The following is a 14,378-nucleotide window of genomic DNA, read 5'->3' as shown; positions in this document are numbered from 1 at the left end:
CGGGTTCTTCTTTTCCAGGCGAGGAACCGGAGGCCTAAGCGGCGACCACCTTGCCGACGCGGGCGTCAACGGAGAGCGCTCCAGGGCCGAAGCCGGCAAGCACCAGGAAGGCGCCGGCAATGGTGATGTTCTTCATCATCATGATCTGGTTGAACATGGAGAGAAGCCCGTTTGCCGCTTCCGGGAAATCCGGAACGTTGATCGGGCCGCTGTGGAAGACGAAGGCCGTCACGAGGCAGAAGGCGGCGAGCAGATAGGAAGCGATGCGCGTCTGGAAGCCAACCAGAACGGCAAGACCCGCGACCAGTTCGAAAAGACCGGCGAGATAGGCAAGCACCGTTGCCGCCGGCCATCCGGCATTGGTGATCATGCCGGCGGTGCCTGCCGGATCGGCGAGCTTGCCGAAGCCGGAGACGAGGAAGATGATCGAGAGAAGAACGCGCCCGACGAGGACGATGACATTCTGAGGCATGCGCAAAGGCTCCTGTTCAAAACTGATTTGCAGCAGGAATATCAGCATTTTGCGAATCGACCAGCCGCCATGGCAGAAACACATCGTTCACAATTTCGAGACGATCGCGTGATTTCGTCAACATTTCTCCCGATGCACTGTCCCCCCAATGCTTTTTATGTTGCAACGGCCGCGACTGTGTGAAGAATCTCCGGCGCGTAGGGCACGCAGGGGAAGTCTCATGACCGAAATTAACCGGAGTCCCGCCTTCTGGCGGTCCTTTCCGATTTTCGAAGAGTTCGACAAGGAAACGCTCTGCGAACTCGCCGACATCGCCAGTTACCGCAGGTGGCCCGCGGGCACAGTCATCTTCCAGCGCGGCGACGAAGGCAACTACATGATTGTCGTGGTTTCCGGGCGCATCAAGCTTTCGCTGTTCACCCCGCAAGGCCGCGAGCTGATGCTGCGCCAGCACGAGGCGGGAGCGCTGTTCGGCGAAATGGCGGTGCTCGACGATCAGCCGCGCTCGGCCGATGCGACCGCGGTCACCGCCGCCGAAGGCTATGTGATCGGCAAGAAGGCCTTTCTCGATCTGATCACCCAGAAGCCGAGGATCGCCGAGGCGGTCATCCGCTTCCTTTGCGCGCAGCTGCGCGACACGACCGACCGGCTGGAGACGATCGCGCTCTACGATCTCCACGCCCGGGTCGCGCGCTTCTTCCTGGCGACGCTTCGGCAGATCCACGGCAACGAACTGCCGGAAAGTGCAAATCTGCGCCTGACGCTGAGCCAGACCGACATCGCCGCCATTCTCGGTGCGAGCCGGCCGAAGGTGAACCGTGCCATTCTCTCGCTCGAGGAAAACGGCGCTCTCAAGCGGACGGACGGCATCGTCTCGTGTAATGTGGGGCGCCTGCTGATGATAGCAGATCCACCGGAGGACTAGGCACTGACGCCATGGCCGCATCGCCGCTTCAGCCCGTTTGCCGGCGGGGTCGTTGCGAGTCTGGTCGCGGCGCTTGTTCTCTACCTCCATGCCGAGGCGGCGTTCCGCACGCCGCGTGAACTCTTCTTCGACAATCTCACCCAGTGGGTCCCCTCGCCGCGCTCGGCAGATATCACCGTGGTCGACATCGATCAGACGACCTTCGAGGCGCGGTCGGAAAGCTGGGACAGAGGTGCGACCGCCGAACTGATATCGCGCCTGGCAGCCGCCGGCGCCAAGGCGATCGCCGTCGACTTCGTCTTCAGTTCCGACTGCGATCCGGCCTCGCCGGCCAACGTCGCGCTCGCCTCGGCGATCGGCGAAGCGCCGGTCGTCCTTGGTTTTCTCGCAGCCGACCGCACCCTTGAGCACCCCCGGCCCGTTCCACCGCTCGCCTTGCGGCGCCAGCTCGCGGTCCCCGATGCGTGGTTCATACCGGGCGCAGAGACCGCCTGCGCGATGTTCATGGACCGGTCGAAGGGGGCGACGGCGGCCTTCCTGGTGGGAGACAAGGATGCCCGGGTCCGGCGCGCGCAGGCCTACGCCATTCTCGACAACCAAGCCTTTCCGGCGCTCGGCATCGAAGCGGGCCGGCTCGGCGCGGCAAGCAGCACGCCGGTGCTCGGCGGAGAACCCGCCTGGCTGAGACTCGACCATGCCATCATTCCCCTCGATGCGGACGGCAACCTTCGTTTTGTGGCGAGTTCGCAGGCGGAGATCGCTGCCCGGACGGTCTCGGCCGCCGACATCATCGCAGGCAGGTTCGACACGGGCCGTATCGCCGGCAAGCTCGTCTTTCTCGGCAGCAGCATGCCGAGCCTCGGCGGACTGAGGCCGACCGCCTCGACGCCGCTTGAGCCCTCCGTGCAGATCCATGCCGACATCGCCAATGCGGTGGTGACGGGCTTCGTGCCCTACCGCGGTGGCGACCTGCCGCTGATCGAAGCGCTGTTCGGTCTCGCCGCCGGTGTCGTTGCCGCCTATGGCGCAACGAAGCTCCGTCCTTTGACGACCATGACACTCGGCGCCGCGGCCGTGCTTTCCGTCAGTGCCTTTGCCGGCGCGATCTATGGCACGACCGGCTGGCTCTTCGACGCCGTCGGCATCTCGATCGCGCTGGTGGCAATCCTCATCGTGACGAGCGCGCTGCAGCTCGCCCGGGTGCGCCGAGCCGAAGCGATCGCCCGGCAGAAATTCTCGCAATATCTGCCGCAGTCGGTGGTGGCGCGCTACATAGACGATCCGGACCGCAGCGGTGCGACGGGCGAAGAGCGACCGGTGACCGCTCTCTTCACCGATATCGAAGGCTTCTCGACGCTGTCCCAAAAGCTAGGGCCACGCGAGCTGGTGGCCTTGCTCGACGTCTATTTCGCGGAGGTGAACGCGCTCGTTGCCCGCCATGGCGGCATGGTCGACAAGGTGGTCGGCGATGCGGTCCATTCGCTTTTCAACGCGCCGGAGGATCTCGCCGACCATGTCGACAAGGCCATCCAATGCGCCATCGCCGTTCACGCCTTGACGGAAGAAATGCGGCAGCGACCGCAATTTGCCAAGCATGGTTTCGGCAGGACCCGGATCGGCATCGAGACCGGACCGGCGGTGCTTGGAGAGGTCGGTGCCGGCGGCAAGCTCGATTATACCGCCCACGGCGACGCGGTGAGCCTCGCGGCGCGTCTCCAGGAGGCGAACAAGTTCCTCGGGACGGCGATCTGCATCGGTCCGGCAGCCGCCGCCGAGTGCAACGTTGCGCTTCGGCCGCTCGGCAGGCACGAAATCCGCAGTTTCGGATCGATGGAATTGTTCACCGTCGTGGACGCCGAATGGCAGTAGCCGCTACCTTAAACCCACGCTCGCATAGGCCTCGCGGATGCGCGCCTGCCCCCATCGCGTCACCGCACCTGGCGCTGCGCCCGGCCGGTCGAAATCCACGCCCTCGCCGGCAGTCAGCGTCCGCGCGACGCCGGCGCCTTCGACGCTGACGGCACCGTGCTCGACAAAAACAGCGAAGGCAGCCGCCCGGCTGGGCCCGCAGAAGAACTTCGTGCCGCGAACGCCGATCATTCCGAAGGCGGTGCGGACCGCGACGTCGGCCTTCGGCAGCCCTTGTGGCCGGTCAAAAACCATGCGGCCGACGCCGAGCTCGAGCGTGCCACCTTCGCCGGCAATGAAGCTGTCGATCAGCAGCTCCGTTTGGGGTCCCAGTAAGATTCGGGTCTCGCTCAGCGCGAGATCGGCAAAGCTGTTGGTGCTGGTCGTGACATAGTCACGGTCGAGAACGGCGCCGCCTGCGGCAAGCCGCTCATCCGCCTCACCCTGCCGGCGGCGAACATTGCCGCGGATTTTCTGCGCCTTGCCAACGACTGCACCGTTCGCCGCCGCAGCCCTGCGGCCGCCGATAACCGCCGCGAGCAAGCCGCCAAGCACCGCCCTTCTTCTTATCCGTGGCTCAGGCATCGGCTTCTCCCGCTGCGTTTGCAGCCCTCCCTGTTCGAGCCTTCGTTCGAGGATAGACCGAGGCATGGAGGATGCAAGACGTCTCGCTTCGAAGGCGTGCCAAGACCCTGGCTGTTTCGCTCGGAACAGGCACCGGGTCACAACCGTTCTACGATTATGGCCGGAGAACGGAGAGTATCATGAAGACCCTGATCAAACCGACCATTCGCATCGCGAGCGGCCCGCTCATTGCAACGGCGATGCTTCTGTCCATCGCCGCCACGCCCGCGGCTCGCGCCGCCGAGCTCACTGCCGCCGAGCAATGCGATCGGGAGGCCGGCAGCGAACTCGATCTCGAGCGCAACAGGGCCTTTCCGGCTGTCGCGACGCAGGATATCCGCATCGGCGTCGCACTGTCGGCCTGCCGCGAAGCCTATAACCAGAATGGCGGCGCGCGGACGCAGTTTCAGCTTGCCCGCGTGCTCGAACGCGCCGGCGAAAGGCTAAAGTCGCTTCGTATTCTCGGCGAGGCGGCGCAAAACGGCCATGCGCTGGCGATGGCTGTCTACGGCACCCGGCTGGCGGAGCGCGGCGAGCCGGAAGCGGCCTTCGAGCTCTATCAGCGCGCCGCCTCCGAGGGCAATCGCGCCGCCGCCCAGTATCTCGCCGCCGCCTATCGGGATGGTGTCGGCACGCGGGTCGACGGCGTCCTTGCGGCGCAATGGCTGGAGCGGGCGAAGACGAACGATCTCCAGTGAGGACGCTGGCTACGCGAAATCCACCGAAGCCGGCACCTCGTGTGCTTAGAGCTAGCGGATCTCGCCCGCCTGGGGCCCCCAGGTATCGGTCAGCGCAAAACCATCGGCGAGCGGATCGAACGGATCGAGCGCCAGCTGATGCAAGCCGAAGGTCCAGCCGCGGCCGGATATGGTCGGAATGATCGCCTTCCGCCCGGCGACCGTCGTCTCGGCTTCGAGGCCGACCTCGAATTCCGAGCCTATGATCGAGCGGGATTTCAGGACGTCGCCCGGCTTGACCCTGCCGCGCGCATGGAGCGTCGCAAGATTTGCCGAGCTGCCGGTGCCGCAGGGCGAGCGATCGACACGGCCGGGCCACATGGTGGTGCAGGTTCTGACGGCGCCGTCTTCCTCCGTGTCGCGGAACATCACATAGGCAACGCCGCTGATCTCGGGGATTACCGGGTGCACCACCGGTATGGTGCGATTGATGATGTCCTTCAGTGCCATGCCTGCCTCGACGATCCGGCGGGCATTCGCCTTTTCGATCGTCGTGCCGATCTGGCGGACGTCAACCAGAGCGTAAAACACGCCGCCGAAGCAGAGATCGAGCTTGATGCGGCCCCATTCCGGCGTGTCCAGCTCGACATCCAGCTCCTGGACGAACGACGGAACCATGGTGAGCTTCACCCGCTCACAACGGCCGTCGCGGCAGCTGGCCGTCGCCTTCACGAGACCCGCGGCGGTGTCGAGCATCACCACGGTTTCCGGCTCCTTCATCTCGATCATGCCGGATTCGAGCAGCGCCGTCGTCACGCAGATCGAATTGGAGCCGGACATCGCATGCGCCTGGTCGGCCTGCAGGATGATGAAGCCGGCATCGGCCCCCGGCCGCGTCGGCGGCAGCAGCAGGTTGACCGAGCCAATCGATCCGGAGCGCGGCTCGAGGCAGAGGAACCGGCGCAGGCTGTCATCCACCGTGTTGATGTGGTTCAGCTGCTCGGCGATAGAATTGCCTGGGATCTTCGGCACGCCGCCGATCGCCACCTTGCCGATCTCACCCTCGCAATGGACGTCCAGCAACTGGATCGTGCGCTTCCATCTCATGACCGTCTCTCCGGATATCGACTGATATATCAGCGTCAGCAACCCATAGCGCGTTCGCCATCGAGCCGCAAGAGACTGCCTGCCGGCCCAGTCGCAAGCGTGCCTGATCGATCCACCCAAAGATGCCGCTTGACCGGCGGAGCCAAGGGGAGGAGCGTGCCGTCAGATCAGTATTGCGACGCCCCCTCATGACAAAGTTCATCATCTTCACCGATCTTCACATGGTTCCCGACGGCACGACGATCATTGGGATCGACCCCTATCGGCGGCTCGCAAACGGCATCGACCATGTCAATCGCTACCATGCCGATGCCGACCGGGTGATTTTTGCCGGCGACCTCACGCACCAGGCGGACCGTGCCTCCTATGAACGGTTGAAGGATCTGCTTTTCGAGTTGATCCCGCCCGCGGCCGTGATGCTCGGCAATCATGATCGGCGCGAAGTTTTCCTGGAAGTGTTCCGGGAGGCCGCGAGAGACGAGAACGGCTTCGTGCAGCAGGTGATCGATTTTCCCGATTGCCGGGCTGTGTTGCTCGACACGCTGTTTGCACCGCCTTACGACTATCCGATGAGCCATGCCGGCCAACTCTGCGAGAGGCGCCTCAACTGGCTCGACCGGCAGCTCGGCAGCGCCGACGACCGGCCGGTCCTCATCTTCATGCACCACCCGCCGCATGCCAGCGGATTTGCGGGCATCGACATGATCCGGCTGATCAACGAGGAGCAATTCTACGGGCTCGTGAAACGGCACGGCAATGTACGCCACATCTTTGCCGGACATGTGCATCGCACCATCAGCGGCTCCAGCCGCGGCATTCCCTTCTCGATCTTCAAGAGCCCGGTCCACCAGCAGCCGATGCCCTTCGACATCGCGGATGCATCGCTTTCCGTCGATGAGCCGGCGGCCTACGGCATCGCGGTGGTCACCGCCGATGGCGTGCTGGTGCATACCGAAGACTACGAGATCGCAAAGCGCGACGCGGCGGTGGCGTGAGACCCGCTTGGCCAGTTCCGACGCCACCGGCTTCGTGATAGGCTGGCGCCATGACCCTCTCCCTTTCCGCCAGCCGCGACTTCGCCAGTCACGATTTCGATTGCCAGAGCTGCGGCGCCTGTTGCGCCTATTCGGCCGAATGGCCGCGTTTCTCGCTGGAGACGGACGAGGAACTGGAACGAATACCGGCGGACCACGTCGCCGCCGACCTTGGCGGCATGCGCTGCGAGAACGAGCGCTGCACGGCGCTCGAGGGCACGCTCGGCAAATCTGTCGCCTGCAAGGTCTATGCGGTGCGACCGATCGTCTGCCGGACCTGCATGCCCGGAGACGACGAATGCCTGATGGCCCGACAACGGCTTTTCGGCGCCGCGGCTTGATGTGGAATCGTCTGGATCATTCTTCCTGATCCGTACATTTCACTGCCTGGGTGATATGTGTAGCGAAACATCCTGGGAGATGCCGAATTTGCCGGATGGAGGTTCGGCACCATAAAGCGTATTGTTCGGCCACGAATTCCCGCGTGGAGGATCGCGTTCGATGAGCCAGACCCGACTTCAGAAACCAACCGTTACGACCGACGCCGACCCGGCGCCGTTTGCGGACTTCGCGCCGCCGATCCGGACCCAGAGCACGCTGCGTCAGGCGATCACGGCCGCCTATCGCCGGCCTGAGACGGAGTGCCTGCCGCCGCTCGTCGAGGCCGCAACACTGCCTCGGGAAATGCGGGACGCCGCCGCACGGACCGCTCGCAAGCTGGTCGAGGCACTGCGCGCCAAGCACAAGGGTTCGGGGGTCGAGGGGCTGGTGCAGGAATACTCGCTTTCGAGCCAGGAGGGTGTGGCGCTGATGTGCCTTGCCGAGGCGCTTCTCCGCATTCCCGACACGGCGACGCGCGATGCGCTGATCCGCGACAAAATTTCCGATGGCGACTGGAAATCGCATCTCGGCGGCGGCCGATCGCTCTTCGTCAACGCCGCCACCTGGGGCCTGGTCGTCACCGGCAAGCTGACGTCGACGGTCAACGACCGCAGCCTTGCCGCGGCGCTGACGCGGCTGATCTCCCGCTGCGGCGAACCGGTGATCCGCCGTGGCGTCGACATGGCGATGCGAATGATGGGCGAGCAATTCGTCACCGGCGAGACGATCGACGAGGCGCTGCGACGCTCCCGCGCGCTAGAACAGAAGGGCTTCCGCTATTCCTACGACATGCTTGGCGAAGCGGCGACGACCGCCGCGGACGCGAAGCGCTACTACAAGGACTATGAGAACGCCATCCACGCGATCGGCAAGGCTTCGGCCGGACGGGGCATCTATGAAGGTCCCGGCATCTCGATCAAGCTCTCCGCGCTCCATCCGCGCTATACGCGGGCGCAGGCGTTGAGGGTGATGGAAGAATTGCTGCCGAAGGTGAAGTCGCTCGCGATCCTCGCCAAGAGATACGATATCGGCCTCAACATCGACGCCGAAGAGGCCGACCGGCTGGAACTCTCGCTCGACCTTCTGGAAGAGCTCTGCCTCGACGCCGATCTCGCCGACTGGAACGGCATGGGCTTCGTCGTGCAGGCCTATGGCAAGCGTTGCCCCTTCGTGCTCGACTTCATCATCGACCTGGCGCGGCGCGCCGGCCGGCGCATCATGGTCAGACTCGTCAAGGGCGCCTATTGGGACGCCGAGATCAAGCGGGCGCAACTCGACGGGCTCGAAGATTTCCCGGTCTTCACCCGCAAAATTCACACCGACGTCTCCTACATTGCCTGCGCCCGCAAGCTGCTTTCGGCGACCGAGCTGGTATTCCCGCAGTTCGCCACCCACAACGCCCAGACGCTCGCCGCCATCTACCACATGGCCGGCAAGGACTTTCACGTCGGCAGATACGAATTCCAGTGCCTGCACGGCATGGGCGAGCCGCTCTATGAGGAAGTGGTGGGCCGGGAGAATCTCGGCCGGCCCTGCCGCATCTATGCGCCGGTCGGCACGCACGAAACGCTGCTTGCCTATCTCGTGCGCCGCCTGCTCGAGAACGGTGCCAACTCCTCCTTCGTGCATCGCATCGCCGATCCGATGGTCTCGATCGACGAGTTGGTCGCCGATCCCGTGGAGATCGTCCGCGCCATGCCGGTGGTCGGCGCAAAGCACGAGAAGATCGCGCTGCCGGCCGAGCTCTTCGGCGCTGCACGCCCCAATTCGGCCGGCCTCGATCTTTCCAACGAAGCGACGCTCGCCTCCCTGACGGAGACGCTGAAGGCGAGCGCCGCGATCGCCTGGACGGCGGTGCCGCAACTCGCGACCGGCGCGGCGGGCGGCGAAACCCGGCCGGTCGTCAATCCGGGCGACCATCGCGACCGCGTCGGCTCGGTCACAGAGACGTCGGAGGAGGATGCAAGACGGGCCGCTCGCCTAGCCGCCGATGCGGCCTCGAATTGGGCTGCCGTTCCGCCGGCGGAACGGGCCGCCTGCCTCGAGCGCGCCGCCGACCTGATGCAGGCACGCATGCCGACGCTTCTCGGGCTGATCATGCGCGAGGCGGGCAAGTCGGTGCTGAATGCCATTGCCGAGGTGCGCGAGGCGATCGATTTCCTGCGCTATTACGCCGAGCAGACGCGCCGCACCCTCGGTCGCGGCCATAGGGCGCTCGGCCCCGTCGTCTGCATCAGCCCGTGGAACTTCCCGCTGGCCATCTTCACCGGCCAGGTTGCTGCAGCCCTTGTCGCCGGCAACCCGGTGCTCGCCAAGCCGGCGGAGGAAACGCCCCTGATCGCCGCCGAGGGCGTGCGCCTTCTGCATGAGGCCGGCGTGCCGGCAAGCGCGCTGCAGTTCCTTCCGGGCGACGGCCGAGTCGGCGCCGCGCTGGTCGCAGCGCCCGAGACTGCGGGCGTGATGTTCACCGGTTCGACGGAGGTCGCGCGGCTCATCCAGGCTGAGCTCGCCGATCGGCTTTCGCCCTCCGGCCGGCCAATCCCGCTGATTGCCGAGACCGGCGGCCAGAACGCGATGATCGTCGATTCCTCGGCGCTTGCCGAACAGGTCGTCGGCGACGTCATCGCCTCCGCCTTCGACAGCGCCGGACAGCGCTGCTCGGCGCTGCGCGTGCTCTGCCTGCAGGAGGATATCGCCGACCGGACCCTCAACATGCTGAGGGGAGCGCTGCACGAATTGAACATCGGCCGCACCGATCGCTTTTCCGTCGATGTCGGTCCGGTCATCACGGCAGATGCGAAGGAGACGATCGACAAGCACATCGAGCGGATGCGCGGGCTCGGCCGCAAGGTGGAGCAGATCGGCCTCGCCGCCGAGACGCAAAAGGGCACCTTCGTGCCGCCGACGATCATCGAGCTGGAGAAGCTCTCCGATCTCCAGCGCGAGGTTTTCGGGCCGGTGCTGCACGTCATCCGCTACCGCCGCGACAACCTCGACCGGCTGATCGACGACATCAATGCCACTGGCTACGGATTGACCTTCGGCCTGCACACCCGCCTCGACGAGACGATCGCTCATGTGACGAGCCGCATCAAGGCCGGCAATCTCTATGTCAACCGCAACATCATCGGCGCGGTGGTGGGCGTGCAGCCCTTCGGCGGCCGCGGCCTTTCCGGCACCGGCCCCAAGGCCGGCGGGCCGCTCTATCTCGGCCGGCTGGTGACGACGGCCCCGGTGCCGCCGCAGCACAGCTCCGTGCATACCGATCCCGTTCTGCTCGATTTCGCCAAGTGGCTCGACGGCAAGAGCGCCACAGCGGAAGCGGAAGCAGCGCGCAACGCCGGCAGCAACTCGGCTTTGGGGCTCGATGTGGAACTCCCCGGCCCGGTCGGCGAGCGCAATCTCTATGCGCTGCATCCGCGCGGCCGCGTTCTCCTTGTGCCCGCGACCGAGAGCGGCCTCTATCACCAGCTCGCCGCGGCGCTCGCGACCGGCAACAGCGTCGTCGTCAACGCCGCCTCCGGCCTGCAATCCTCGCTCAAGAACCTGCCGCACAGCGTCGCGCTGCGCGTCTCCTGGTCCGAGGACTGGGCCGCCGACGGCCCCTTTGCCGGCGCGCTGGTCGAGGGCGACGCCGAACGCATCCGCGACGTTAACAAGGCAATTGCGGCGCTTCCCGGTCCGCTCGTGCTCGTCCAGGCGGCTTCCGGCGAGGAAATCGGCCGCAATCCGGACGCCTATTGCCTGAACTGGCTGGTCGAGGAGGTTTCCACCTCGATCAACACGGCCGCCGCCGGCGGCAATGCCAGCCTGATGGCGATCGGCTGAGACTCTGGACATACCCCTCCCCACAAGGGCCCACAAGGCGGAGGGGCTTGAGCTGCCGCACCCTTTAGGCCCGCGTTTGGTCGTTGCAGCAGGCGAGAGTGTTCCGGCATGGTAGTCGGCCGCAGCGGAGGCTCAAGCCCCTCCCCCTTGTGAGGAGGGGTTGGGGAGGGGCGAGGTGCGCCTCGGCAGGCAATTCATCACAGATGACGAAGTGCCCCCATTCCGCTATGACCGCTCCCAAACCGGAAACAGCGGATGTTCACCCTCCAGCGCATCGAGACCTCGACACAGGAAATCAAGAAGAGCCGCTTTCTGGCGATCGCCGGTCCGATCGACGACGAGCAGGCCGCAAAGGCCTTTCTCTCTGCCCATTCCGACCCCACCGCCAATCACAATTGCTGGGCCTGGCGCATCGGCCAGACCTATCGCTTCAATGATGACGGCGAGCCGAGCGGCACCGCAGGTAAGCCAATTCTCGCGGCGATCGACGGACAGTCGCTCGACCGGGTCGCAGTCGTCGTCACGCGCTGGTTCGGCGGCATCCTCCTCGGCAGCGGCGGACTGGTCCGGGCCTATGGCGGCACTGCCGCGCTCTGCCTCAGGACCGCGGAAAAGGTCGAGTTGGTCGAGACGCTGCGGGCCACGGTCGCCTGCGATTTTGCCGATCTCGCCCTCATCAAGGCGCGGCTTGCCGCTCGCGGCGTCTCGATCGCCAGCGAGAGCTTCACCGACACGGGCGCGGTGCTGGCGATCGGGCTGCCGAAGGACGCGGCAGACGCAACACGCGCACTCGTGAGCGATCTCAGCCGCGGCAGGGCTATCCTGTCGAGCGAGGACTGAACGCCTTTTCCTCGGCCTCACAATCATCATACAAATGATCGATAAGCACGCACGGCGCCGCTGCGATTTCAGGATAATGGAGGAGACCTGCAGATGAAGACGAGAATTTTGGGACGGACGGGCGCGGCGATTTCGGAGCTTGGCTTCGGCGCCTGGCAGATCGGCGGCTCCTGGGGCGATGTCAGCGAGGAGGACGGCAAGCGCGCCCTGCACGCGGCGCTCGATAGTGGCGTGACCTTCATCGACACGGCCGACGTCTATGGCGACGGGCGCTCGGAAAAGATCATCGCGGCGGTGCTGAAGGAACGCGGCGGTGAGAAGCCCTTCGTCGCCACCAAGGCCGGCCGCCGGCTCAATCCGCATGTCGCCGACGGCTATACGGGCGCCAATATCGAGGCCTTCATCGACCGCAGCCTCGAGAATCTCGGCGTCGAGACGCTCGATCTCGTGCAACTCCACTGCCCGCCGACCGACGTCTACTACCGGCCGCAGTTTTTTGAAGCACTCGACCAGCTCAAAGCCAAGGGCAAGATCCGCCACTACGGCGTTTCGGTCGAAAGGGTCGAAGAGGCGCTGAAGGCGATCGAGTATCCGGGCGTCGCCACGGTGCAGATCATCTACAACATCTTCCGCCAGCGGCCACACGGTCTGTTCTTTGCCGAGGCAAGAAAGAAGAATGTCGGCATCATCGTGCGCGTACCTCTCGCCTCCGGGCTGCTTTCCGGCAAAATCGGCAGGGACACGGCGTTCGCCGCGGACGACCACCGCAACTTCAACCGCCATGGCGAAGCCTTCGATGTCGGCGAGACCTTTGCCGGCGTGCCGTTCGAGGCGGCGCTGGAGGCGGTGGAGGAACTGCGTGCTTTCGTGCCGGCCGGCGTGCCGATGGCGCAGTTCGCGCTCCGCTGGATCCTCGAGCAGGAAGCGGTTTCCGTCGTCATCCCCGGCGCTCGCAATGCCGGCCAGGCGCAATCGAACGCGGCGGCGAGCGCCCTTCCGCCGATCGACGGAGCGGCCATGGAGGCAATCGCCGCACTTTACGAGCGGCTGATCAAGGTCCATGTTCATCAGCGATGGTAGGGGCCGCGACAGCGCCTGCCTGACGGCGGCACAAGGCAAGCCGATGAGCAACGCCTTCGATCTCGAACGTTTCGTCACGGCACAGCAAGGCGTCTATGAAACGGCGCTGGCGGAGCTCCGCGTCGGCGCCAAGCGCAGCCATTGGATGTGGTTCATCTTTCCACAGGTTCAGGGCCTCGGCCATTCCTCGATGGCGCAGCGCTACGCGATAGCGGATATCGATGAGGCGCGAGCCTATCTCAAGCACCCGCTGCTGGGCCGGCGCCTCATCGAATGCACGGAGGCGGTGAACCTGGTAGCAGGGCGCAGCGCGCTGGAGATTTTCGGCCGGCCGGACGATCTCAAGTTCCGCTCGTCGATGACGCTCTTCGAGGCCGCCGACCCGGCCGGCGGCGCCTTCGCAAGGGCGCTCGATCGCTACTACAGCGGCGTCCGAGACCCTCGAACGATGGAAATTCTCGAAAGTATCTGAAGACCGGCCAACATCAAGGCGACGCGCCCGGGATCTGGGTGACGAGAAGGATCAGAAGGGCACAGGCGCCCACCGGCGATGATCAGCATCGGCTCCTTCATCATATAGCCATGCACTCGCGGCCCTCCTTTCTCATCATGGCCTCACAATCGGTTTGCAGACGGAAATCATGTAGGAATCCGCCGGAGCCGTTTTGAGGCCGGTTCCGTGCACAACCGCGTGAACGCGCCGAAAATGCCGCCCGCGCTTGCCGCAAACGTGCCCCACTGCGCCGCTAAGTTCGAGGACACCGGGCGGGGCAGCATGGATGTTGCAAGGGAGTTCACCGATGGTCGCCAGGTTGATCACTCAGACCGTCGTCTGGTTCGGCATCATGGGAGTCGTTCTCTTCGTATCTGCCGGAACCTTCGACTGGACGGCGGCATGGATCTACCTCGCCCTCATGCTGGCACTCTCGCTCGGCACCGGGTTCCTGCTTGCCTGGCACGATCCGGCGCTGCTCAAGGAGCGATTGGCCGCACCCATCCAGAAGGACCAGCCGAGGGCCGACAAGGTGCTCATCTGCGTGCTTGTCCTGTTCCTGTTCGGCGCCTTCGCCTTCATGGCGCTCGATGCCGCCCGGTTCGAATGGTCGGCAGTGCCGCCCTGGGTGCAGGCGGCGGGCGCACTGCTGGTCGTTCTGTCGGTCGGCTTCAGCTACCGGGTCATGCGCGAAAACAGTTTTGCGGCGCCGGTAGTCAAGGTGCAGAGCGAGCGGGGACAACGGGTCGTCACCACCGGACCCTATCGCTATGTCCGCCATCCCCTCTACAGCGGCAGCCTGCTTTTCGTCGCCGGGACGTCGCTGCTGCTCGGCTCCTGGTGGGGACTGCTTGCCGCATTGGGACTCGCGGCTCTCCTCGCCATCCGCATCGGCATCGAGGAAAAGGCGCTGCGCGCCGGCCTTGCGGACTACGACGCCTATGCGGAACGGGTGCGCTATCGGCTCGTTCCGTTGGTGTGGTGACGGTCGTCGCCGCGTCCATTCGCC

The 14,378-nt window shown here is 65.1% G+C and carries 13 protein-coding genes; 10 read left to right on the top strand and 3 right to left on the bottom strand.

What is annotated here, in order from left to right; all coding sequences use genetic code 11:
- Positions 1-34: 34 nt before the first annotated feature.
- The gene (locus CO656_RS09745) at positions 35-472 is read right to left on the bottom strand and encodes a DoxX family protein (protein WP_097525670.1); all 438 of its coding nucleotides are present in this window, start codon (positions 470-472) and stop codon (positions 35-37) included.
- A gap of 220 nt (positions 473-692) precedes the next feature.
- Between CO656_RS09745 and CO656_RS09740 the strand changes: the two genes are divergently transcribed.
- Both CO656_RS09740 and CO656_RS09735 read left to right on the top strand, forming a co-directional pair.
- Entirely contained in the window at positions 693-1,397 is a 705-nt protein-coding gene (locus tag CO656_RS09740; protein WP_037420586.1) for a Crp/Fnr family transcriptional regulator, read from the top strand.
- A gap of 3 nt (positions 1,398-1,400) precedes the next feature.
- Positions 1,401-3,266: a CHASE2 domain-containing protein gene (locus tag CO656_RS09735; protein ID WP_097525582.1), complete on the top strand. Its 1,866-nt coding sequence runs from the start codon at positions 1,401-1,403 to the stop codon at positions 3,264-3,266.
- A gap of 3 nt (positions 3,267-3,269) precedes the next feature.
- On the opposite strand, the gene CO656_RS09730 is transcribed toward CO656_RS09735, so the two are convergent.
- A complete protein-coding gene (locus CO656_RS09730; protein ID WP_097525581.1) occupies positions 3,270-3,890 on the bottom strand; it encodes a FecR domain-containing protein in 621 nt (206 codons plus the stop codon).
- Between the two features lie 179 nt (positions 3,891-4,069).
- Here CO656_RS09730 and CO656_RS09725 point away from each other — a divergent pair, with 179 nt between their 5' ends.
- Entirely contained in the window at positions 4,070-4,627 is a 558-nt protein-coding gene (locus CO656_RS09725; RefSeq protein ID WP_097525580.1) for a sel1 repeat family protein, read from the top strand.
- 51 nt (positions 4,628-4,678) lie between these two features.
- Here CO656_RS09725 and CO656_RS09720 read toward each other — a convergent pair whose 3' ends face one another.
- Positions 4,679-5,713 (bottom strand): proline racemase family protein, encoded by a 1,035-nt coding sequence (locus tag CO656_RS09720; protein ID WP_097525579.1) that lies wholly within the window; start codon positions 5,711-5,713, stop codon positions 4,679-4,681.
- A gap of 188 nt (positions 5,714-5,901) precedes the next feature.
- Here CO656_RS09720 and CO656_RS09715 point away from each other — a divergent pair, with 188 nt between their 5' ends.
- From CO656_RS09715 to CO656_RS09685, 7 genes are all read left to right on the top strand, one after another.
- On the top strand, positions 5,902-6,708 hold the full coding sequence (locus CO656_RS09715) for a phosphodiesterase (RefSeq protein WP_037420615.1): 807 nt from the start codon (positions 5,902-5,904) through the stop codon (positions 6,706-6,708).
- Positions 6,709-6,758: 50 nt separating this feature from the next.
- A complete protein-coding gene (locus CO656_RS09710) occupies positions 6,759-7,088 on the top strand; it encodes a YkgJ family cysteine cluster protein (protein WP_097525578.1) in 330 nt (109 codons plus the stop codon).
- Positions 7,089-7,248: 160 nt separating this feature from the next.
- Positions 7,249-10,956 (top strand): trifunctional transcriptional regulator/proline dehydrogenase/L-glutamate gamma-semialdehyde dehydrogenase, encoded by a 3,708-nt coding sequence (putA, locus tag CO656_RS09705; protein ID WP_097525577.1) that lies wholly within the window; start codon positions 7,249-7,251, stop codon positions 10,954-10,956.
- A gap of 255 nt (positions 10,957-11,211) precedes the next feature.
- Positions 11,212-11,796 (top strand): YigZ family protein, encoded by a 585-nt coding sequence (locus CO656_RS09700; protein ID WP_037420624.1) that lies wholly within the window; start codon positions 11,212-11,214, stop codon positions 11,794-11,796.
- Between the two features lie 93 nt (positions 11,797-11,889).
- On the top strand, positions 11,890-12,876 hold the full coding sequence (locus CO656_RS09695) for an aldo/keto reductase (RefSeq protein ID WP_097525576.1): 987 nt from the start codon (positions 11,890-11,892) through the stop codon (positions 12,874-12,876).
- A 43-nt stretch (positions 12,877-12,919) separates the two neighbouring features.
- Entirely contained in the window at positions 12,920-13,348 is a 429-nt protein-coding gene (locus CO656_RS09690; protein WP_097525669.1) for a DUF1810 domain-containing protein, read from the top strand.
- 328 nt (positions 13,349-13,676) lie between these two features.
- Positions 13,677-14,354, top strand: a complete 678-nt coding sequence (locus tag CO656_RS09685; RefSeq protein WP_037420629.1) for an isoprenylcysteine carboxylmethyltransferase family protein — start codon at positions 13,677-13,679, stop codon at positions 14,352-14,354.
- Positions 14,355-14,378: the final 24 nt, after the last annotated feature.

This window comes from Sinorhizobium sp. FG01 (assembly GCF_002531875.1).
Classification (GTDB): Bacteria; Pseudomonadota; Alphaproteobacteria; order Rhizobiales; family Rhizobiaceae; genus Sinorhizobium; species Sinorhizobium fredii_C.
This window is presented reverse-complemented; position numbering and strand designations above follow the sequence as displayed.

Excerpts from the sequence above, each read along its gene's own strand:
- CO656_RS09745 (WP_097525670.1), bottom strand. The coding sequence starts at position 472 with ATGCCTCAGAATGTCATCGTCCTCGTCGGGCGCGTTCTTCTCTCGATC.
- CO656_RS09740 (WP_037420586.1), top strand. The coding sequence starts at position 693 with ATGACCGAAATTAACCGGAGTCCCGCCTTCTGGCGGTCCTTTCCGATT.
- CO656_RS09730 (WP_097525581.1), bottom strand. The coding sequence starts at position 3,890 with ATGCCTGAGCCACGGATAAGAAGAAGGGCGGTGCTTGGCGGCTTGCTC.
- CO656_RS09725 (WP_097525580.1), top strand. The coding sequence starts at position 4,070 with ATGAAGACCCTGATCAAACCGACCATTCGCATCGCGAGCGGCCCGCTC.
- CO656_RS09720 (WP_097525579.1), bottom strand. The coding sequence starts at position 5,713 with ATGAGATGGAAGCGCACGATCCAGTTGCTGGACGTCCATTGCGAGGGT.
- CO656_RS09715 (WP_037420615.1), top strand. The coding sequence starts at position 5,902 with ATGACAAAGTTCATCATCTTCACCGATCTTCACATGGTTCCCGACGGC.
- CO656_RS09710 (WP_097525578.1), top strand. The coding sequence starts at position 6,759 with ATGACCCTCTCCCTTTCCGCCAGCCGCGACTTCGCCAGTCACGATTTC.
- putA (WP_097525577.1), top strand. The coding sequence starts at position 7,249 with ATGAGCCAGACCCGACTTCAGAAACCAACCGTTACGACCGACGCCGAC.
- CO656_RS09700 (WP_037420624.1), top strand. The coding sequence starts at position 11,212 with ATGTTCACCCTCCAGCGCATCGAGACCTCGACACAGGAAATCAAGAAG.
- CO656_RS09695 (WP_097525576.1), top strand. The coding sequence starts at position 11,890 with ATGAAGACGAGAATTTTGGGACGGACGGGCGCGGCGATTTCGGAGCTT.
- CO656_RS09690 (WP_097525669.1), top strand. The coding sequence starts at position 12,920 with ATGAGCAACGCCTTCGATCTCGAACGTTTCGTCACGGCACAGCAAGGC.
- CO656_RS09685 (WP_037420629.1), top strand. The coding sequence starts at position 13,677 with ATGGTCGCCAGGTTGATCACTCAGACCGTCGTCTGGTTCGGCATCATG.